Origin of the sequence: uncultured Psychroserpens sp., assembly GCF_947501425.1 — a bacterium.
Taxonomy (GTDB): Bacteria; Bacteroidota; Bacteroidia; order Flavobacteriales; family Flavobacteriaceae; genus Psychroserpens.
This window is the reverse complement of the sequence record NZ_CANMVN010000005.1, coordinates 80,344-100,524: the sequence shown is the minus strand read 5'-3', so window position 1 is coordinate 100,524 and position 20,181 is coordinate 80,344. Positions and strand designations below refer to the sequence as shown.

The window sequence follows — 20,181 nt, the reverse complement described above, 5'->3', positions numbered from 1 at the left end:
TATGAGCAGAAAGATTTTAATTGTTGACGATGAACCTAATATTGTAATGTCACTTGAATATGCTTTCAAAAAACAAGATTTTGAAGTGTTTATTGCTAGAGACGGAAGTGAGGCTTTGCAGATATTAGAACATGAGGTGCCAGATGCAGTTTTATTAGATATTATGATGCCTAATGTTGATGGTTATCAGACGTTAACTCAAATAAAAAATACAGACGGATTAGAACATACCAAAGTAGTGTTTCTTACCGCAAAAAATAAAGCTTCAGACATAGAAAAAGGTTTAAAACTTGGAGCTGATAAATATTTAACTAAGCCTTTTTCAGTAAAAAAAATAGTTTCAGAAATACTGGAATTATTGACTTAGAAATTGTCTTTTAAGTCTTTTTAAATATTGATTTTGTGTGCAAACAAACAATGTTTAATTAAAGTTTAAAGACATGAAATTTCATATCAATCCTTTAGCGTCAGATATTATTATTAGTATCTATGTCATTGCTACGCTATATCTTAGATTTAAATTCGAAAATGAAACAAATGTTAATCCTGGACTCTCTATAGTCATGGGGATTTGCTTTGTTGTAATCATTTGGGCACTTATCAAATTGAAAGTCCTAAATCCTAATTGGTTTGGTTTACTCAACTCAAAAAAACTCAAGCCATGAATTATCAAGAATTGTATAGGAAAAGTATTGATCATCCTGATTCATTTTGGCAGGAACAAGCCAACCAGTTAGATTGGTTTAAATCACCAAAAACTATCTTATCTAAAGATCAATACGATTACTATCAGTGGTTTAGTGATGGAGAGCTTAATTTAAGTTATCTGTGCATAGATAAGCATATCAATGAAGGCTATGGCAATCAAAATGCGATTATTTATGACTCACCAGTCACTGATAATAAAGAACATATTACATTTAACACGTTACATAAAGAGGTGTCTAAATTGGCTGGTGGATTACGAGAGCTCGGACTTCAAAAGGGTGATACCTGTATTATTTATATGCCTATGATTCCTCAGGCATTGTATGCTATGTTAGCTTGTGCGAGGATTGGAGTTATCCACTCCGTTGTTTTTGGTGGATTTGCGCCTCATGAACTTGCTATACGTATTGATGATTGCAAGCCTAAGGCCGTTATCACAGCCTCTAATGGTATTGAGATTCAACGTATTATTCCGTATAAACCTTTTGTAGACGAGGCTATTCTTCTAGCTAAGTACAAGCCAGAGCATGTGATTGTTTTTGATAGAGAATTAGGTGTCGATATTCCTCATAAACCATATGATATAGACTACAGTAAATTAGTAAATGATTCACCTTCTGTAGAAGCTGTAGCCTTACAATCTACGCATCCATCCTATATTTTGTACACTTCGGGAACAACAGGAACACCTAAAGGAATTATAAGAGATACCGGTGGTTATGCCACTGCTTTAAAATTTTCAATGAAATATGTCTATGGTGTTGATGAAGGTGATACATTTTGGGCAGCCAGTGACGTTGGTTGGGTTGTAGGACATAGTTACATTGTTTACGGACCACTATTAAACCGAAATACGACAGTTTTATTTGAAGGTAAACCGATTAAAACTCCAGATGCTTCTACATTCTGGAGAATCATTAGTGAGCATCAGGTTAAAGTGATGTTTACAGCACCAACCGCTATTAGAGCAATTAAAAAGGAAGATCCTGATGGTCAATTACTACAACAATTTGATTTGTCTTGTTTAAAATATCAATTTTTAGCAGGAGAGCGCTGTGATGTTGCAACATTGAAATGGACAGAGCAACAACTTAAAGTTCCAGTAATAGATCACTGGTGGCAAACCGAAAGTGGTTGGCCTATGTTGGCTAACATGGTAGGAGTAGAGTTGCAACCTGTAAAGCCAGGATCAGCAAGTTTTCCTGTATGTGGATATGATATCCAGATATTAAATGATGATGGAGATATAGTTGCCGACGGTACTGAAGGTTATGTTGCTGTAAAATTACCGTTACCACCAGGAACTCTAAGTAACCTTTGGGGAAATCCGGAGCGTTTCAAGTCTGGCTATCTCAATCGTTTTTCAGGATATTATTTTTCTGGAGATGGTGGTTATAAAGATGAAGATGGCTATGTGTTTATAACTGGTCGTGTTGACGATATTATCAATGTGGCTGGTCATCGTTTATCTACTGCTGAAATGGAAGAAATTGTTGCCTCTCACAAATCGGTTGCAGAGTGCGCTGTATTTGGTGTGCATTGCGATTTAAAAGGACAAAAGCCACTCGGACTTGTCGTATTGAAATCTGGCGATGTTTCCGAAGAAGAACATATTCAAAAAGAAATCATTCAGGACGTGAGGCATGAAATAGGAGCTGTAGCCTCTTTTCGAGATGTACTTGTTGTTAATCGTTTACCTAAAACTCGAAGTGGAAAAATTCTTCGTAAATTATTACGCAATATTGCAGATGAACAACAATATAATATCCCATCAACAATAGATGATGTAGCAATAATAAATGAAATAAAATCAGTATATCAAACCCATAATATTGGGATTCATAATTTAAAATAAAATCAATCATGAGTAATTATCATATCAAACATTTAGAAGAATACTATCAAGTGTATCGAAAATCGGTTAGAAACCCGGAAGTATTTTGGGAAGAAATTGCCGAAGAGCATTTTATGTGGCGAAAAAAATGGAACAAGGTATTGAGTTGGGATTTTACAAAGCCTGAAATCAAATGGTTTGAAGGTGCACAACTTAATATTACCGAAAATTGTATCGATAGACATTTGGCTACTAGAGGTGATAAAACAGCAATAATTTTTGAACCTAATAGTCCAGATGAAACCGCACAACATATTACATACTCTCAATTGCATGAAAAGGTGTGCAGATTTGCTAATGTATTAAAGTCTAAAGGCATAGGTAAAGGCGATCGTGTTTGTATCTATTTACCTATGATTCCTGAGTTGGCTGTTTCTGTGCTTGCATGTGCGAGAATTGGAGCAATTCATTCTGTGGTATTTGCCGGATTTTCATCTACAGCTCTAGCCACTAGAATTAACGATTCCGATTGTAAAATGGTCATCACTAGTGATGGTTCATACCGTGGCGCAAAAACAATTGATTTAAAGAGTATTGTGGATGAAGCTCTTGAGGACTGTGATTGTGTTGACTCTGTGTTGGTCGCAAAACGCATCAATACAGAGATCCAAATGAAATCAGGTCGCGACCATTGGTTACAGCCTTTGCTCGATGCTGCTGATACGAGTTGTCCAGCAGAAACTATGAATGCAGAGGATCCTCTATTCATTTTATATACTTCAGGTTCCACAGGAAAGCCAAAAGGAATGGTTCATACAACAGCTGGTTATATGGTCTATACTGCTTATACTTTTAAAAATGTATTTCAGTATAGGGAAGAAGATGTGTATTGGTGTACAGCTGATATAGGATGGATTACAGGGCATAGTTATATTGTTTATGGTCCGTTGTGTAATGGTGCAACAACAATTATGTTTGAAGGCGTACCTAGCTATCCTGATTTTGGTCGTTTTTGGGATATTGTTGAAAAACATAAGGTTAACCAGTTTTACACAGCGCCAACAGCTATTAGAGCTTTGGCAAAAGAAGGTGTGGAGCACCTCGAAAAACATGATCTGTCGTCATTAAAGGTTTTAGGAACTGTTGGTGAACCAATCAATGAAGAAGCCTGGCATTGGTATGATGATAATGTTGGAAAGAAAAAGGCACCAATAGTAGATACGTGGTGGCAAACTGAAACTGGAGGTATTATGATCACACCAATTGCATTTGCAACTCCAACCAAACCAACCTATGCTACATTGCCCTTTATAGGAATTCAGCCGGCTTTGATGGATGAGAACGGACAAGAAATTAAAGGAAATCAAGTTGATGGTCGTTTGTGTATAAAGTTTCCGTGGCCTAGTATGGCTAGAACCATATGGGGAAATCATCAACGATATAAAGACACGTATTTCTCGGCTTATGAACACAAATATTTTACAGGAGATGGAGCTCTACGGGACGAAGTAGGCTATTACAGAATTACAGGTCGAGTAGATGATGTTATTATTGTATCAGGTCATAATTTAGGTACTGCACCAATTGAAGATGCTATTAATGAGCATCCTGCTGTAGCCGAAAGCGCTATTGTAGGATTTCCGCATGACATTAAGGGTAATGCTCTTTATGGTTATGTCACCCTCAAGGAGACAGGTGAAGATCGAAATCAGGATAATTTGAGAAAAGAAATCAACCAGATTATTACAGAGCAAATTGGTCCGATTGCTAAGTTAGACAAGATTCAATTTACAGGCGGATTACCAAAAACTCGTAGTGGTAAAATTATGCGTCGTATCTTACGTAAGATTGCAGGAAAGGACACCAGTAATCTGGGTGATACTAGTACACTGTTAAATCCTGAAGTTGTTAAGGATATTATGGATAATGCCTTGTAAGTTATTTCTATGACAAAGAAGATCACTTTTATAATTTTTGCAGTATTATGTATATCTGTTGGATTATATCCATTGATGTATTTTATTGTTGATCGTACATTCGGACTGCTGGATTCTAAAAGTGATCTCTTATTACAAGATGTATTTTGGAATATCGGGTTCTACACACATATATTGTTAGGAGGTCTTGCTTTGCTTATTGGCTGGATACAGTTCAGTAAAGCAATAAGAATCAAAAATCTGAAGCTACATCGTGCTATTGGTAAAGTCTATACAATTACTGTCTTATTAAGTGGATTGGCAAGTTTATATATTGCCTGTTTTGCTACAGGAGGCTGGATCACTATGCTTGGCTTTATGGTACTAGGAATTGTTTGGTTGTATACGACGTTTATGGGCTATTCCTCAATAAAAGTCGGTAATGTGTCTAAGCATCAAAAGTTTATGATTTATAGTTATGCTGCATGTTTTGCTGCTGTGACATTGCGTATTTGGCTGCCGACTTTAATGGCTGTATTTCAAGACTTCCTATTAGCTTACCGAATAGTAGCCTGGTTGTGTTGGGTACCCAATATTATCATTGCTTATTGGATTGTAAAACACAAAAAATTAAACCGTCCCAATGTCAGTTAATTACTGAATTTACGCTGTAGATGCTCTACAACTTCGGAAATTTTATCATCTTTTAATTGAGCCTCTATAACATTGGGCTGAGCCTGTCTAAGCTCACAATCAACTATGTTACAGCGCTCACATGTTACTCCAACATCTACTGTTTTAAGCTTAGAATTCCCAGTAAATGCAATTTTTCGCTTGGTTAGATTATTTATTTCGATACCTATACTAACACTTCTGAATCTATTCGATTTAAAAGGATCAGCCGTAGCTGAAGACAATACTAAATATTGTTTTTCCTGATCTGGATAGTTTGAAATTTGAATATCAAATTCGTGCTGACTAGTATTGTCGCTAATCATCTTAATTACCTTTAATGAAACCCAACGTCTACAATAATGCTCATTGGTTTCGTTGGCATGTGGTGATTGCTGCTTAGATAAGTGTAATTCTTTATTTAACTCGTATCTATTGGTTCCTTTCTCATGCGAAAAACGTAAAAAGAATAAGCTTTTTAGATTAAAGTCATGAGGCAAAATATTTGTGAACCTTTGAAATATTGATTCTGGTGAAGCATTATACTTATTGAGGATTTTAAAAAAATCTTTGGTGTTAAAAACAGACTTACCAAATAGGTTTTTTATGTCAGAAGTAATACTTGCTCTTGGTATAACTAGTGCTCCTGCAAAATAAGAGGCGTAGAAATTATTTAGAACTTGATCGAAATTATCAAATTTTATCCATGAAAACGTATATAGCCTATCTTTGATATCTAAATAGTTGTAGGCAATTTCTTTAGCATAAATAAAGGTTTTTTGAGCATCATCAATCTTAGATGATAGTAATAATATTTTTGATTTTGGAACAAATACGGATCGTAAATCATTTAATTCTGAATGTAAAGCGAGTTCTTTAGAATTGATGGTATAACCAAACTCTTCAATCAGAATATCTTCTAATTCCTTTGCATCTATTTGTGTTTTAAGATCAACTTGATATGTTTTCGAGAAATCTAAAACAGATTGTTCTAAATGATCAAAATAGTTGTAGTTGGCTTCTTGAAATGATCGCACTGAAGCGAGATAAAAACTTTCTTTGCTGAAGCTGTAATGTTTTGCTATTTCAATGATGGTGCTAATAAATGCTGTGACCTTTGAAGGTGCATTTGCTATGATATCTATTAAGATGCCCTCTTTAATACCGAAGAGTTCTAATGGGATTTCCTTCAAAACTTTTGATTGCAATATCTCACCTATAGGCGCTAAGTTTTTATCCAATTTTAGAGACACCATTTCGTCATATGGAACTTCTAGTTTATCTGAAAGTATTACAATTTTATCTGGTTTCGGATATTTTTTTCCTTTTTCAATTTCATTCAAATAGGATTTTGATAAACCACATAATTTGGATAATCCAAATAGTGACAATCCTTTGTCTGTACGAATTTGCTTGAGTTTTAAACCGAATATTAGTTTGATGTAATCTTGCTCCATAAAGGCAAATATACTATTATTTGCGAACATTAAAAATTAGCGAATAAATAAAAATAGCGAACGTTCGCTTGTTTTTTTGAAAAACTATTTGTAACATTGTTCTATCAAAATATTATTCTATGGAAACTTTACTCACAACGCAACAAAACATCAGATTTTCACCAGATGTGAAAACGTTCTATTCAAACTTACTAACAGAAGAGGCTACTCGATTTTTGGCTGAGCTTCATAAAAAATTCAATCATAGGCGATTAGAGTTATTAGAAAGGCGTAAACAGGAACAGGTTGTATTTGATAATGGTAATTTTCCAAAATTTCCAATTGAAACTAAGGAGATAAGAACTTCAGAATGGACAGCAGCTCCAATTCCTGAGGATTTACTCGATAGACGTGTTGAAATTACTGGTCCTGTGGATAGAAAAATGGTGATTAACGCGTTAAACTCTGGGGCAAAGACTTTTATGGCCGATTTTGAAGATAGTAACGCGCCAACTTGGACCAATACTATGGATGGTCAGCAAAATTTAATTGATGCAAACAATAAAACCATTGAACTTATTGACAAATCCAGAGGTAAGCATTACAAATTGAATACAAAAACCGCTGTGCTTTTAGTGAGGCCTCGTGGTTTGCATCTACAAGAAAAGCATCTTATGATTGATGGACAAACACTTTCTGGGAGTTTAGTAGATTTTGGACTTTATGTGTTTCATAACACAAAGACCTTGCTTGAACACAATACTGCACCATATTTTTACTTACCAAAGTTGGAGCATTATTTAGAAGCACGATGGTGGAATGATGTGTTTGTATTTGCTCAGGATTATCTTGGTGTTCCAAAAGGAACATGTAAGGCGACATTACTTATCGAAACCATAACAGCAAGTTTTCAATTAGATGAATTCATTTACGAATTAAAAGATCATATTGTAGGTTTAAACTGTGGTCGTTGGGATTACATTTTTTCTTATATCAAGAAATTTAGAAATCATAAAGGTTTTATTGTTCCAGATAGAGATCAGGTGACTATGACCACACCATTCATGGCAGCCTACTCAAACTTAGTGATCCAGAGATGTCATAAACGTGGTATCCACGCAATGGGAGGTATGGCGGCTCAGATACCTATTAAAAATGATCCAAAAGCTAACTTAGAAGCTCTAGAAAAAGTAAGAGTAGATAAAGAACGAGAAGCAAAAAATGGCCATGATGGTACTTGGGTAGCTCACCCTGCATTAGTCGAAGTAGCCATGACTGAGTTTGATAAATACATGTCTACGCCAAACCAAATAAACAATAAACGTGAAGATGTAAATGTTTCCGAAACTGATTTGGTAGAACAACCAATAGGGACTGTCACAGAAGCAGGAATTCGAAAAAATATAAATGTTGGTATTCTGTATTTAGAAGCTTGGCTTAGAGGGTATGGCGCAGTAGCACTTTACAATCTGATGGAAGATGCAGCAACAGCTGAAATATCCAGAACACAACTATGGCAATGGTTACAAAATAAGGTTGAAATAGCAGACGGACGCATCTTGGACACTGTTTTGTTTGAGAACTTATTTGATGAAGAAGTAGAAAAAATTATTGTAGAAGTAGGTGAATCAAAAATCATGAATACAAAATTTCCTGATGCTATCTCTTTATTCAAGAGATTAGTTACTCAAGAGGAATTTGAGGAGTTTTTAACACTATCAGCATATCAGCAACTATAAAAAAATCCTGCGAATGCGGCAACATTCAACAGGATCTATATTAAATCAATAATACACACAAATTTATGGAAACTACAGACAAAATTCAAAAATTACTTACAGATTGGTTAACTAATCCGAGATGGAAAGGTGTTGAAAGACCTTATACAGCAAAGGAGGTTATAGCACTTCAAGGCTCTTACACAATCGAGCATAGTATTGCTCGTTATGGTGCAGAAAAATTATGGAAAAAACTGCATAATCAGGATGTTGTGGCAGCATTAGGTGCACTTACTGGGAATCAGGCTATACAGGAAGTAGAGGCTGGACTTGAGGCTATTTATCTTAGTGGCTGGCAAGTTGCTGCAGATGCAAATCTAGCTGGAGAAATGTATCCAGATCAATCTTTATATCCGGCTAATAGTGTGCCTCAGGTTGTCAAACGTATCAATAATGCCTTATTACGACGGGATCAAATTCAAAGTGTAAATAATCCGGAAAAAAAATTGGATTATCTCGTTCCAATTATTGCTGATGCCGAAGCTGGATTTGGCGGAAATTTGAATGCCTTTGAGCTTATGAAAAATATGATTGAAGCTGGTGCATCTGCGGTTCATTTTGAAGATCAATTAAGTTCAGCAAAAAAATGTGGACACCTAGGAGGAAAAGTTTTGGTGCCAACCCAGGAAGCAATAAACAAATTAGTAGCAGCTCGTCTGGCTGCAGATGTTCAAGGTGTACCTAGCTTAATTATTGCACGAACTGATGCTGATGCCGCTAATTTAATTACTAGTGATATAGATCCTCGAGATCATGAGTTTATAACAGGAGAACGCACTAGTGAAGGTTTCTTTTATGTGAAAAATGGAATTGAGCAAGGTATTGCTCGAGGGTTGAGCTATGCGCCTTACGCAGATTTGATTTGGATGGAAACCTCAAATCCAGACTTGGATTACGCTCGTCAGTTTGCTGAAGCTATTCATAAAGAATTTCCTGGTAAATTGTTAGCTTATAATTGTTCACCTTCATTTAATTGGGCAGCTAAATTGAGTGTTAATGAAATGGAAAGTTTCAGAGAAGAGTTAGCTGCAATGGGATATAAATTTCAATTCATAACCTTAGCAGGATTTCACGCACTTAACACAAGCATGTTCGAACTCTCTAAAGCTTATAGAGAAAGGGGTATGGCAGGATACTCTGAATTACAAGAACGAGAATTTGCATTGCAAAAAGATGGTTTCAATGCTGTAAAACATCAAGGTTTTGTTGGAACTACTTATTTTGATGCTGTACAGAATACCGTAACAACGGGAAAGTCTAGTACAGTGGCAATGAAAGATAGTACTGAGACTGCACAGTTTTAGTAATGCATTCTTATATTTTTTATTAGTTAGTTGAAAACACACTCATTTTGGGTGTGTTTTTATTTGCATACTTAACATCAACTTAATAGGCTTTAGCTTTCGATCTTCGTATCTTTGAGATTCACAAAATAACCATTAATCTATTAACATTATGAAAGTCAACGCATACGCTGCACATGAAGCAGGAGCTCAGTTAGAAGCATTTGAATACGATTTGCCAGAGATTGGTCAGGAACACGTAGATATCAAAGTACATTATTGCGGACTCTGTCATAGTGATATGAGTATGATTAATAATGAATGGGGAATGACAGCATTTCCAATTGTTCCGGGACATGAAATTGTTGGTGAGATCGTTGCTGTAGGTGATCAGGTTAAAGGATTAGAAATTGGTGACCATGTTGGAATGGGATGGAATTCGGCATCTTGTATGCATTGCAATCAGTGTATGGACGGGAAACAACATCTTTGTGGAGAAGTTGAGGGTACCATTGTAGGTCGTCATGGCGGATTTGCTGATTATGTTCGCGGACATTGGTCTTGGGTGACTAAACTACCAGAAGGCATCGATATGTCAAAAGCTGGTCCGTTGTTTTGTGGTGGTATTACCGTTTTTAATCCAATAGTTTTGTCTGGAGTTCAACCTACAGATAAAGTAGGTGTGATTGGGATTGGAGGATTAGGACATATGGCACTTAAGTTTCTTAAAGCTTGGGGTTGTGAAGTGACTGCATTTACGTCAAACAAGTCTAAAACAGATGCATTAAAAGCTATGGGAGCTCATAATGTTGTAGATTCTACCAATGCTGAGGAGTTGGAAAATATCGCTGGGTCTTTGAACTTTATTTTGAATACTACGAATGTGAAATTAGATTGGAATGCCTATCTAACTACCTTAGCTCCACAAGGAAAACTGCATACTGTTGGAGCTGTTTTAGAACCAATGGAAATACCAGCGTTTAGTATGATCTCTGGTGAAAAATCTGTTGGAGGTAGCCCTTTAGGAAGTGTGGCACTCACCAGAAAAATGCTGGAATTTTGTGTGCGACATGATATTTATCCAACGGTTGAAGAATTTGATATGTCGAATGTCAATAAAGCGATTCAGCATTTACATGATGGTAAAGCTAGATTTAGAGTGGTACTAAAGGCTTAAACTTAAAACCAGCCAGTGAGATCCCGTAGACTTAGTCTGCTTTTCTTTTGTCGCAACAATGCAGTGAGCTTGAGAAATAATACAGCAGTTAGGTAAGCGTCGCCTGATGCTGTATGTCGATCATGCATAGTAATATTAAAGGTAGCGCATAATTCGTCCAGACTATAATGTGTCTCATCCTTTAGATATTTAGTCTTTTTATACAATGTACCAGTATCTACAACTTTATTTTTGAGTTTGGGTAAATTCATTCGTTTCAGAGCTTCATTAATCATAGCGACATCAAAAGCGATATGATGAGCTACTAAAACAGCATTTTCAATATGAGCTAGAAATTGTTGTATGGCTTGGGTCTCTTCCGTTTTTGTAATCAATCCTTCTTTAAGCAACCCGTGGATTTCAACGGTTTTAGCATTAAATTGCTCTTGCTTAACATACAATTCTAGGCTATCTGCGACATCAATTTGAAAGTTAGTAACAGCTACTGTACCAATGGAAAGTATGCGATCTGATTTCGGATTTAAGCCAGTTGTTTCGGTGTCAAAAACAACAAAACGAATAGTCTCTAAGGTATTAGATTTCCCTTTGAAACTTTCTAAATAGTTTGTGTAGAACTCAGGATATGTTTGTCGTTTAAACCAACTCATGACTAAAGCATTTGTGATAGTTTGAATCGTACTTTTATAAGTTCCTGTATGTCTTTTACAGGTTTAAAACAGCCTTTAAGTTTTAGTCGGTTGGCTTTACTTAAACTATCTACATCCACAAAACGTCCAGAATCATGATGTTTCAAACCTTGCTGTGTTCTAAATCGCAATAAGATTCTGAAAGCGTTAATACAAGAGTCGTAAAGGTCTTTGTTTTGAGGTTCAAGCTCTGCTAATCTCTGATATCGTGCAATTGTACTGTTGACATCTTTTATGTTTTCAGAGAGAATAAGTAAACGTGCTGCATCTACCAAAGGCATAATGGCTCGTGCTTTAATATCAAACTGATCTTTGTGCTCACCAGAATCTTCAACGAGAAAATTTCTGAAAAAACTCAAAGGAGGAGGGTTTTTTAAGGCATTTCGCCCCATGAAGTTTAAGAAGATTTCGTAGCTATCAATCGCTTTAAAGATACTATCAGACATATTGTTTACAAGCTCTTGATTGCCATAGACCATATCATAATCAAAGAAGATATTACAAAGCATAATTTTGTCTTCATCAGGCTTAGTGATCCAGTTTTCAAATTGTATTTTCCATTGTGATACTGATAAGCACCACTTAGGATTACTTGCCATCATATTTGCAGGACACAACTCAAAACCAACTATATGCAATTTGTTATTGATCGCCTTTGCCAATTCTAAAAAATAAGATTTGACTTCTTCATCATTACTTACATCTTCATAAACCAGAGCATTATCCTGATCAGTAAATAGCAATTGTTCTTTTCTTCCTTGGCTACCAATGGCTAGCCAGGCAAAAGTAGTAGGTGGTTCAGCTCCAATTTCAGAAATACTCAAATTGATGATGCGTTTGGTGATTGTCTCATTAATAGCCGAAATAATGTTAGATATAAACGAAATAGGAATATGTTGCTCGATATAATTCTTTAAGAGCACTTGTGCCTTTTCACGAATATGTTGTAATTGTTCGGCTGAAGAAGCCCGCTTTATTTCTTTAATCAGTACCGAAGGGTTATTACCATGAATGACAATAATATCATGTTCAGATAGGATTCCAATCAGTTCAGAATTTACAGTGCCATCTTTAGTAATACACAAATGTGAAATACTGTGTCTAAGCATTGCAATTTGTGCTTCAGCCACAGTGATACTTGGTGGAAAGGTAATTACTGGAGTTGACATGATGGCTTCTACATCTTCTGAAATGTCATGATGACCTGTTGCGATCTTATTCCGAAGATCTTTATCAGTGATAATACCAATGGGTTGTTTACTTTCGGTAATTACAATAGAGCCAACTTTATTACGACTCATGATCAATGATGCATCTTTGATACTGGTATGCGTATCACAAGTAATAGGATTTTTTGAAAATGAAGCCGATTGTACTTCAGTAAAACTTGAAGCGTTAGGCTTTAATATGGTTTCGTTTGCAAATAGAGTTCCTTTATCCTCATCAGAATAGGGATTGCGAGTATTGGTTGCAAAACTAGCAATTAGGAACTGATTGGCTTCAGTGTTATTGATGATAATCTCTTCCAAAAGTTTAGAGGAAATACTATATACAATACTTTCTTCAATAGCCTTTGCGTCGAGTAAATAGTTATCATTTCGAATTAAAGCTCTAAGACCGAAAATATCACCTTCATCACATTCGTCAACAAGCGCAATATCTCGATAAATACCAATAGCTCCATCTTTTACAATGTAAAATGAATCATGCAAAGCGTCACCTTGTTTAAAAATGAAATGGTCTTTTTCTAAGTAAATCACCTTAACCTGAGATGAAATTTTGAAGAGTTGCTCATAACTGAGTACATCAAAAGGAGGGAAGCCTTTAAGGAAATCTAAAACACGTTCAGCAATAGTATTCTTCATATTACTAAAGTATTGAAAAATAATAGGATGGAAGCTGAGATTTGTCAGGTATTTGCTAAAATGATATAGTTAGCACTAAATCAGTAATAGTTATTCAGTAAGGTAAAATATTTTAATACTTATCAGAGCCGATAGTCATCACATCAAAGACTGTTTCGTTCTTAATGAAGTTCGTCGGTGTTTCATATATAAAAAGACAATAAGCGATAGGATTCCAAAACAAGAGAAACCAATAAATAATGGTAGTACTGAAGTTTTCACAAAACTTCCAATATAGTTAGCAATTGGAACTGCCATGACTGTAGAGACAAAACCGTTAATAGCGGCTCCAATTCCAGCAATATGTCCTAATGGCTCCATGGCTAAGGAACGCAGATTTCCGAAGAGAAAACCTACAGAAAAGAATTGAATCAGGAAAAACGTAATGAGAATTCCAATACCCGGATTATGACCTGAGTGGTATAATGCAATGTATAAAATTGATATGACAGCATAGGCTACTGTTGCAGTGTAAGCAATATTAAAAGCACCAAATCGCATGACGAGACGACTGTTAGTAAATGTTGCAAATCCAACAGAAAATGCAGTACTGGCAAAGATATATGGAAACAATTCTCCCAATTGATACTGCTCTTGAAAGATTTGTTGTGATGTGCTTAGATACACCATAAAAGAGCCAGTAATGAAACCAGAAACTAATGTAAATGCAACAGCTTCTTTGTGTCTTAAAAATTCTCGGGTTCCAGTAATAAATATTGCAGGAGTAAACTTAATTCGATCTTTTGTATCTAAGGTTTCAGGTTGACGTTTCCAAAACCATAATACAATTAGTAAACCAATAATAAGATTAGCATTGAAAATAGCTTTCCAGTTAAAAATATCTAATAGTAATTGTCCGAATGTAGGCGCAATGATTGGAACAAGAATGAAGAACATGACAATAATGGACAATATCTTTGCCATAAAATCACCGCTATAGGTATCACGAGTCATCGCAATAGCAATGGTTCTTGGTGATGAGAGTCCAACACCTTGAAGAATTCTACCAATAATCATGACTTCAAAATTACGTGTTGTGACACATACTATGCTGGCAATTACAAAGACAGTAAATCCAAAATAGACCATAGGTTTTCTTCCGAAGCTATCTGAAAGAGGCCCAAATATCAATTGACCAAATCCTAAGCCTAAAAAGATCATAGTTATTAATAATTGATTGTCACTTGGATTGGTAACTCCAAGTGCATCTCCAATTTCAGGTAGTGCAGGTAATAATGCATCAATTGATAATGCCACAATCGACATTAGTGATGCCATTAGTGCAATAAATTCAAACTTAAAGGCTGGTTTATTTTGCATGGCGCAAAGGTACTATGATTCATTTTATGAAAAAGGGCTGATGTCTTAAAGTCTTCTTAAATATCGACTACAAAAAAACTCCCAAAAAAGGGAGTTCAATAATTGATGTATCAACATGTATATTTTAATTTCTGTAGTAGGTGATTTCCATAGTTTTCATTTCGTCGCCTCCAACAATCATAAACATTTCGAAGTGGTGTTTGTCTTTTGAGATAAACTTAAGAGTTTGCTTAACTTTTATAGATTGACCAGTAATTGGATCAGTCATTGTTCCTTTTGAGATCATTACCTCTCCTGTGTCATCCATAACACCTTCCATGGTCATTATTCCACTGCCCATATTGTCTATCCAAGTGGTTACAAATTTCTTTTTTGAATTATCATAACCTGCCATACCTTCACCTTTAAAAGGCATACCCATCATGTCTCCACTATGTGTAGATCTTTGGTATAGTCCATTCATGATCATTTCATTTTTTGTAGATAGTTTTGAAATTACAGGTTCTTGAGAAGGATCTGTCCACATTTTCATCTCTCCAGTCCATTCACCATCAAAAGAAGCTAACCATTTATGATATTTTCCTGGAGTCATGTTTGCTTGCCAAGCTTTCATTTCTTCTTCTGTTTGCGAAAATCCGTTTATACAGAAGGCTAGCAAGAGGGTTAAAAAGAGTAATTTTTTCATGAGAGTTAGATTAAAAATTAATATTCCTAAAGATATTAATTTATAAGTAATTGTTAAGACAGCTGTATTTTAACGACTATTTCAATCTTATTACATATTTTTATAAAGCTTAATAAACCATAACCGATATGCTTACAGACACCTTAATTAAATTATTTACCAGAGACCTCAATGCTTTAAAAAAGGAGATCAATTCTTATAAATACGAGTCAAAGTTATGGTTAGTAGCAGAAGATATTTCTAATTCTGGAGGGAATTTATGTCTTCATCTCGTTGGAAATCTTAACCATTTTATTGGTGCTACTATGGGAGATACAGGTTATGTTAGACAGCGAGATCTAGAGTTTTCGCTAAAAGATGTACCAAGAACAGAATTAATTAAGCAAGTTGATGATACTATAGCAATGGTTGAAAAGATTTTAAAGACGTTAACAGAAACCGATCTACAAAATGAGTACAAGAGACGAGTGTTCGAGGATGCTATGACAACTGAGTATTTTTTGGTGCACTTGAGTATGCATCTTGCGTATCATCTCGGACAGATTAATTATCATAGACGATTGCTGGATGCTTAAATCTCTATAGCCTAATTATTAATAAAGGAATTTATAATCATCTGGATGTTAAACACATGCCAAATCCATTTGTCTGTCATTTTTGATATGTAACTTCATTTAATAAAACCATTTCCTTATGAAAATTAAATTTTACATCTTATTTACTTTAGTATTGAGCACAGTGCTCATGTCATTTGCTCAGGAAATTTCATTTGAAGATTATAATCCGAAATCAACATTAGTCGTTCCAGGTAAAATTATCAACAGAGCAAAGTTTCCTTTTATTGATGTACATGGACACCAATATCAAATGCCAACTCAAGATTTAACGCCTGTAGTAGCTGCAATGGATACACTAAATATGGGAATTATGGTTAATTTAAGTGGTAGAACAGGAAATGATTTAAAACAATCTGTTGCCAATATTGACAAAAATTTTCCTAGTCGCTTTGTGGTATTTTGTAATATCAACTTTGAAAGAGCGGGAGCAGAAGGTTGGATAGAGGAGACGGTTGCTCAATTAAAACAGGATGTAGCTAATGGTGCTCGCGGACTTAAAGTTTATAAAAGTTTAGGCTTAAGAAATCGTGATGTAGATGGAAAACGACTAGCTATTGATGATCCGCGTTTGAGTCCTATATGGACAACTTGTGGAGAATTGGGTATTCCTGTTTTAATACACTCAGCTGATCCTAAATCGTTTTGGGATGAATTTGATGGTGATAACGAACGATGGTTGGAGTTAAAAACACATCCACGACGAAAGCGAGATGCTAAAAATCCTGCACCTTGGGAACAGATTATTCAAGAACAACACAATATGTTCAAGGCGCATCCTAATACAACATTCATCAATGCACATATGGGCTGGTATGCTAATAATTTAGGTTATCTTGGCCAACTATTAGATGAGATGCCTAATATGAATGTAGGTATTGGTGCAATCATAGCAGAATTAGGTAGACAACCTCGTTTTGCTAGAGCATTTTTTATTAAGTATCAGGATCGTATTCTCTTTGGAAAAGATAGTTGGAAACCCAATGAGTTTCCAACCTATTTCAGAGTTTTAGAAAGTGCTGATGAGTATTTTCCATATCACAAAAAATATCATGCGTTCTGGCCAATGTATGGCTTAGATCTACCTGATGAGGTGCTTAAAAAAGTATACTACAAAAACGCACTTCGTATTGTACCTGGTTTAGATAAAAGTAAGTTTCCCGACTAATTACAATGGAATATTTCCATGTTTACGTTTCGGTCTGCTTACCTCTTTATTTTCTAACATTGAAAATGCTTTTATCAGTTTACGTCTCGTATGTTTTGGAAGTATAACCTCGTCAATATAACCACGTTCTGCAGCACTATATGGGTTAGCAAATAGGTCAGCATATTCAGCTTCTTTTTCTTTCCATTTGGCATCAGGATCATCAGCAGATGAGATCTCTCGTTTAAAGATAATTTCCGCAGCACCTTTAGCTCCCATTACAGCAATCTCTGCATTTGGCCATGCAAAATTCATATCGGCACCAATATGTTTCGAATTCATAACATCATAGGCACCACCATAAGCTTTTCTGGTAATTACAGTTACTCTAGGAACTGTTGCTTCACTAAAAGCATACAACAGTTTAGCACCATGAACAATGATCCCATTCCATTCCTGATCAGTACCAGGTAAGAATCCAGGGACATCTTCAAAGACCAATAACGGAATATTAAAACAATCACAGAATCGAACAAATCGAGCAGCTTTTTTTGAACTATTTACGTCTAATACTCCAGCTAAAAACATAGGTTGGTTAGCGACGACACCAATAGATTTCCCTCCTAAACGAGCAAAACCAACTATGATATTTTCGGCATGATCTTTATGAATTTCATAAAATGAATCGGTATCAATAACACCCTCAATTACCTGATGCATATCATAAGGTTTATTTGGATTCTCTGGAACAATATCAGCTAATCCTTCTCGTATTTCATCATTGAGTTCAACGTCAAGATCTTCAGGAAATTCCCGATTACTTTGTGGTAAATAACTCAGTAGTTTTTTTACATCTTCTAAACACTCAACGTCATTAGCAGATGTTTTATGGGCAACACCAGATTTTGTAGAATGTACACTTGCACCACCGAGTTCTTCACTGGTGACTTCTTCATTGGTAACCGTCTTTACGACATTCGGACCAGTAACAAACATATAACTTGTATCCTGAACCATAATAGTAAAGTCTGTCATTGCCGGAGAATACACTGCACCACCAGCACAAGGTCCCATTATAGCTGAAATCTGAGGAATAACACCTGAAGCTTGCACGTTTCTGTAGAAAATATCAGCATAGCCACCAAGAGATCGCACACCTTCCTGAATACGGGCACCTCCCGAATCATTCAATCCAATTATTGGAGCACCAACATTTACTGCCATATCCATAATCTTACAAATCTTTTCTGCATGCGTTTCAGATAATGAACCACCAAAAACAGTAAAATCCTGAGCAAATACATAAACTAATCTGCCATCTACAGTACCATAGCCAGTAACGACACCATCACCATAAAATTTCTGGTTCTCCATTCCAAAATCTTTGGTTCTGTGAGTTACCAGAGCTCCTATTTCTTCAAAAGAGCCTTCATCTAAAAGGTATAAGACACGCTCTCTTGCGGTAAGCTTTTTCTTTTGATGCTGTTTGTCAATTCGTGCTTGTCCACCACCTAATTTGGCCAGCTCTAATTTTTCGTTTAGTGTTTTTATTTTAGAATCCATAAATATCTTAGTTTGGTAATCTTAATAATTTTTGATCTTCCATATAGCGTTTCAATGCAACTTTTGCTGCAATTTCAGCTTCTTTTTTATGTTGCTCTTCCAATAAGCTAGGCGAGTAGTAATTCTTTACAAAATGGGTGTCAAAATCACCACTTTTAAAAGCTTCATGTTCGCAAACAAAACGCCCAAAGGGTAATGTTGTTTGCACACCTTTTATGTGATAATTATCTATAGCTTTAATCATGAGTTGAATGGCTTCTGCTCTGGTTGCACCATAGGTAATCAATTTTGAAAGCATTGGGTCATAATAAATTGGAATGTCCATACCTTCCTCAAACCCATTATCTACACGAATGTTATCACCTTCGGGTAATTGATAAACTTCTAAGTTACCCACACTAGGTAAGAAATCATTCATTGGATCTTCTGCATAAACACGTAGTTCAAGTGCATGACCATTTATTTTTAGATCTTCTTGTTTGATGTCAAGTTTTTCACCACGAGCAACTTTGATCTGAAGTTCAACAAGGTCAACTTCTGAAATCCATTCTGAAACTGGATGTTCTACCTGTAGTCTAGTATTCATTTCCAGGAAATAGAAATTATGATCAGCGTCCATCAGGAATTCTACGGTTCCAGCACCAAGATAATCACATGAGCGAGCAACATTAATAGCTGCTTGTCCCATTTTTTCTCTAAGTTCTGGAGTTAAGATTGCAGAGGGTGCTTCTTCAACTACTTTTTGATGACGTCGTTGTACTGAGCATTCGCGTTCAAAGAAATGCAGTATGGTGCCATGACTGTCGGCCATGACTTGAATTTCAATATGACGTGGAGAGGTGACATATTTTTCAACAAAAACAGAGCCGTCACCAAAAGCAGAAGTAGCTTCGCTAATAGCACGTTTCATTTGTTCTTCAACATCTTTCTCTTTCTCGACAATACGCATCCCTTTTCCACCACCACCTGCGGCAGCTTTTATTAAAATTGGAAACCCAATATCTTTTGCAATTTGTACTGCTTCCTTCGGATCAGTAATAGCGTGGTCAACACCTGGTACCATTGGGATGTCATAATCTTTAACTGCATCTTTAGCAGCCAATTTATCACCCATCATTTGAATGGCTTTAGATCGCGGACCAATAAAAATGATATTATTTTTTTCAGCAAGTTCAGCAAAATCAGCATTTTCACTCAAAAAACCATAACCAGGATGGATGCCATCTACGTCTAAGGCTTTCGCTACTTCAATGATTTTATCTCCTTTTAAATAAGATTGGTTAGATGGAGCAGGACCAATACAAACAGCTTCGTCTGCATATTTGACGTGTGGTGCATTTCGATCTGCTTCAGAGAAGACAGCAACAGTTTTAATTCCCATTTTCTTTGCAGTTCGCATGACTCGAATTGCAATTTCACCACGGTTAGCAACTAGTATTTTTTTCATATGTTTATTTT

17 protein-coding genes are annotated in these 20,181 nt (G+C 35.8%); 10 read left to right on the top strand and 7 right to left on the bottom strand.

Translation table 11 applies throughout. The features are described from left to right. Position 1: 1 nt before the first annotated feature. The 5 genes from Q0951_RS08960 (at position 2) to Q0951_RS08940 (ending at position 5,112) form a co-directional block, all read left to right on the top strand. Positions 2 to 367 (top strand): response regulator, encoded by a 366-nt coding sequence (locus tag Q0951_RS08960; protein ID WP_299336243.1) that lies wholly within the window; start codon positions 2 to 4, stop codon positions 365 to 367. A gap of 73 nt (positions 368 to 440) precedes the next feature. After that, complete coding sequence (locus Q0951_RS08955) at positions 441 to 665, top strand: hypothetical protein (RefSeq protein WP_299336242.1); 225 nt, start codon at positions 441 to 443, stop codon at positions 663 to 665. Further along, a complete protein-coding gene (locus tag Q0951_RS08950) occupies positions 662 to 2,563 on the top strand; it encodes an acetate--CoA ligase (RefSeq protein ID WP_299336241.1) in 1,902 nt (633 codons plus the stop codon). The genes Q0951_RS08955 and Q0951_RS08950 overlap by 4 nt, the downstream gene beginning before the upstream one ends. An 8-nt stretch (positions 2,564 to 2,571) precedes the next feature. Then, positions 2,572 to 4,479 carry an acetate--CoA ligase gene (gene acs, locus Q0951_RS08945; RefSeq protein ID WP_299336240.1) on the top strand — a complete coding sequence of 636 codons (1,908 nt, stop codon included), beginning with the start codon at positions 2,572 to 2,574 and terminating at the stop codon, positions 4,477 to 4,479. Positions 4,480 to 4,488: 9 nt separating this feature from the next. Then, positions 4,489 to 5,112, top strand: coding sequence for a DUF2306 domain-containing protein (locus Q0951_RS08940; RefSeq protein WP_299336239.1), 624 nt, complete (start codon positions 4,489 to 4,491; stop codon positions 5,110 to 5,112). Here Q0951_RS08940 and Q0951_RS08935 read toward each other — a convergent pair. Continuing rightward, positions 5,109 to 6,587 (bottom strand): helix-turn-helix domain-containing protein, encoded by a 1,479-nt coding sequence (locus tag Q0951_RS08935; RefSeq protein WP_299336238.1) that lies wholly within the window; start codon positions 6,585 to 6,587, stop codon positions 5,109 to 5,111. The genes Q0951_RS08940 and Q0951_RS08935 overlap by 4 nt on opposite strands. Before the next feature lie 119 nt (positions 6,588 to 6,706). On the opposite strand from Q0951_RS08935, the gene aceB reads away from it, so the two are divergent. The 3 genes from aceB (at position 6,707) to Q0951_RS08920 (ending at position 10,804) form a co-directional block, all read left to right on the top strand. After that, the gene (gene aceB / locus Q0951_RS08930) at positions 6,707 to 8,305 is read left to right on the top strand and encodes a malate synthase A (protein WP_299336237.1); all 1,599 of its coding nucleotides are present in this window, start codon (positions 6,707 to 6,709) and stop codon (positions 8,303 to 8,305) included. Between the two features lie 65 nt (positions 8,306 to 8,370). Beyond that, complete coding sequence (gene aceA / locus Q0951_RS08925; RefSeq protein ID WP_299336236.1) at positions 8,371 to 9,648, top strand: isocitrate lyase; 1,278 nt, start codon at positions 8,371 to 8,373, stop codon at positions 9,646 to 9,648. A 151-nt stretch (positions 9,649 to 9,799) separates the two neighbouring features. Further along, a complete protein-coding gene (locus Q0951_RS08920) occupies positions 9,800 to 10,804 on the top strand; it encodes an NAD(P)-dependent alcohol dehydrogenase (protein ID WP_299336235.1) in 1,005 nt (334 codons plus the stop codon). Positions 10,805 to 10,806: 2 nt separating this feature from the next. Here Q0951_RS08920 and Q0951_RS08915 read toward each other — a convergent pair whose 3' ends face one another. From Q0951_RS08915 to Q0951_RS08900, 4 genes are all read right to left on the bottom strand, one after another. Beyond that, positions 10,807 to 11,451 carry a PolC-type DNA polymerase III gene (locus Q0951_RS08915; RefSeq protein WP_299336234.1) on the bottom strand — a complete coding sequence of 215 codons (645 nt, stop codon included), beginning with the start codon at positions 11,449 to 11,451 and terminating at the stop codon, positions 10,807 to 10,809. A 2-nt stretch (positions 11,452 to 11,453) separates the two neighbouring features. Further along, entirely contained in the window at positions 11,454 to 13,355 is a 1,902-nt protein-coding gene (locus tag Q0951_RS08910) for a DUF294 nucleotidyltransferase-like domain-containing protein (protein WP_299336233.1), read from the bottom strand. 138 nt (positions 13,356 to 13,493) lie between these two features. Then, positions 13,494 to 14,714: a multidrug effflux MFS transporter gene (locus Q0951_RS08905; protein ID WP_299336232.1), complete on the bottom strand. Its 1,221-nt coding sequence runs from the start codon at positions 14,712 to 14,714 to the stop codon at positions 13,494 to 13,496. Between the two features lie 124 nt (positions 14,715 to 14,838). Next, a complete protein-coding gene (locus Q0951_RS08900; protein WP_299336231.1) occupies positions 14,839 to 15,399 on the bottom strand; it encodes a DUF1579 domain-containing protein in 561 nt (186 codons plus the stop codon). Positions 15,400 to 15,527: 128 nt separating this feature from the next. Here Q0951_RS08900 and Q0951_RS08895 point away from each other — a divergent pair, with 128 nt between their 5' ends. Both Q0951_RS08895 and Q0951_RS08890 read left to right on the top strand, forming a co-directional pair. Beyond that, entirely contained in the window at positions 15,528 to 15,974 is a 447-nt protein-coding gene (locus Q0951_RS08895; protein ID WP_299336230.1) for a DinB family protein, read from the top strand. Between the two features lie 118 nt (positions 15,975 to 16,092). Continuing rightward, positions 16,093 to 17,181 (top strand): amidohydrolase family protein, encoded by a 1,089-nt coding sequence (locus Q0951_RS08890; RefSeq protein WP_299336229.1) that lies wholly within the window; start codon positions 16,093 to 16,095, stop codon positions 17,179 to 17,181. On the opposite strand, the gene Q0951_RS08885 is transcribed toward Q0951_RS08890, so the two are convergent. Next, entirely contained in the window at positions 17,182 to 18,723 is a 1,542-nt protein-coding gene (locus Q0951_RS08885; protein WP_299336228.1) for an acyl-CoA carboxylase subunit beta, read from the bottom strand. Between the two features lie 7 nt (positions 18,724 to 18,730). After that, a complete protein-coding gene (locus Q0951_RS08880) occupies positions 18,731 to 20,170 on the bottom strand; it encodes an acetyl/propionyl/methylcrotonyl-CoA carboxylase subunit alpha (RefSeq protein ID WP_299336227.1) in 1,440 nt (479 codons plus the stop codon). Positions 20,171 to 20,181 lie beyond the last annotated feature (11 nt).

What these genes read in the sequence shown, in the direction of transcription:
- Q0951_RS08920 (WP_299336235.1), top strand. Translation starts at nt 9,800, where the DNA reads ATGAAAGTCAACGCATACGCTGCACATGAAGCAGGAGCTCAGTTAGAA.
- Q0951_RS08915 (WP_299336234.1), bottom strand. Translation starts at nt 11,451, where the DNA reads ATGAGTTGGTTTAAACGACAAACATATCCTGAGTTCTACACAAACTAT.
- Q0951_RS08890 (WP_299336229.1), top strand. Translation starts at nt 16,093, where the DNA reads ATGAAAATTAAATTTTACATCTTATTTACTTTAGTATTGAGCACAGTG.
- Q0951_RS08960 (WP_299336243.1), top strand. Translation starts at nt 2, where the DNA reads ATGAGCAGAAAGATTTTAATTGTTGACGATGAACCTAATATTGTAATG.
- acs (WP_299336240.1), top strand. Translation starts at nt 2,572, where the DNA reads ATGAGTAATTATCATATCAAACATTTAGAAGAATACTATCAAGTGTAT.
- Q0951_RS08955 (WP_299336242.1), top strand. Translation starts at nt 441, where the DNA reads ATGAAATTTCATATCAATCCTTTAGCGTCAGATATTATTATTAGTATC.
- aceB (WP_299336237.1), top strand. Translation starts at nt 6,707, where the DNA reads ATGGAAACTTTACTCACAACGCAACAAAACATCAGATTTTCACCAGAT.
- Q0951_RS08935 (WP_299336238.1), bottom strand. Translation starts at nt 6,587, where the DNA reads ATGGAGCAAGATTACATCAAACTAATATTCGGTTTAAAACTCAAGCAA.
- Q0951_RS08900 (WP_299336231.1), bottom strand. Translation starts at nt 15,399, where the DNA reads ATGAAAAAATTACTCTTTTTAACCCTCTTGCTAGCCTTCTGTATAAAC.
- Q0951_RS08895 (WP_299336230.1), top strand. Translation starts at nt 15,528, where the DNA reads ATGCTTACAGACACCTTAATTAAATTATTTACCAGAGACCTCAATGCT.
- Q0951_RS08885 (WP_299336228.1), bottom strand. Translation starts at nt 18,723, where the DNA reads ATGGATTCTAAAATAAAAACACTAAACGAAAAATTAGAGCTGGCCAAA.
- aceA (WP_299336236.1), top strand. Translation starts at nt 8,371, where the DNA reads ATGGAAACTACAGACAAAATTCAAAAATTACTTACAGATTGGTTAACT.
- Q0951_RS08940 (WP_299336239.1), top strand. Translation starts at nt 4,489, where the DNA reads ATGACAAAGAAGATCACTTTTATAATTTTTGCAGTATTATGTATATCT.
- Q0951_RS08880 (WP_299336227.1), bottom strand. Translation starts at nt 20,170, where the DNA reads ATGAAAAAAATACTAGTTGCTAACCGTGGTGAAATTGCAATTCGAGTC.
- Q0951_RS08910 (WP_299336233.1), bottom strand. Translation starts at nt 13,355, where the DNA reads ATGAAGAATACTATTGCTGAACGTGTTTTAGATTTCCTTAAAGGCTTC.
- Q0951_RS08950 (WP_299336241.1), top strand. Translation starts at nt 662, where the DNA reads ATGAATTATCAAGAATTGTATAGGAAAAGTATTGATCATCCTGATTCA.
- Q0951_RS08905 (WP_299336232.1), bottom strand. Translation starts at nt 14,714, where the DNA reads ATGCAAAATAAACCAGCCTTTAAGTTTGAATTTATTGCACTAATGGCA.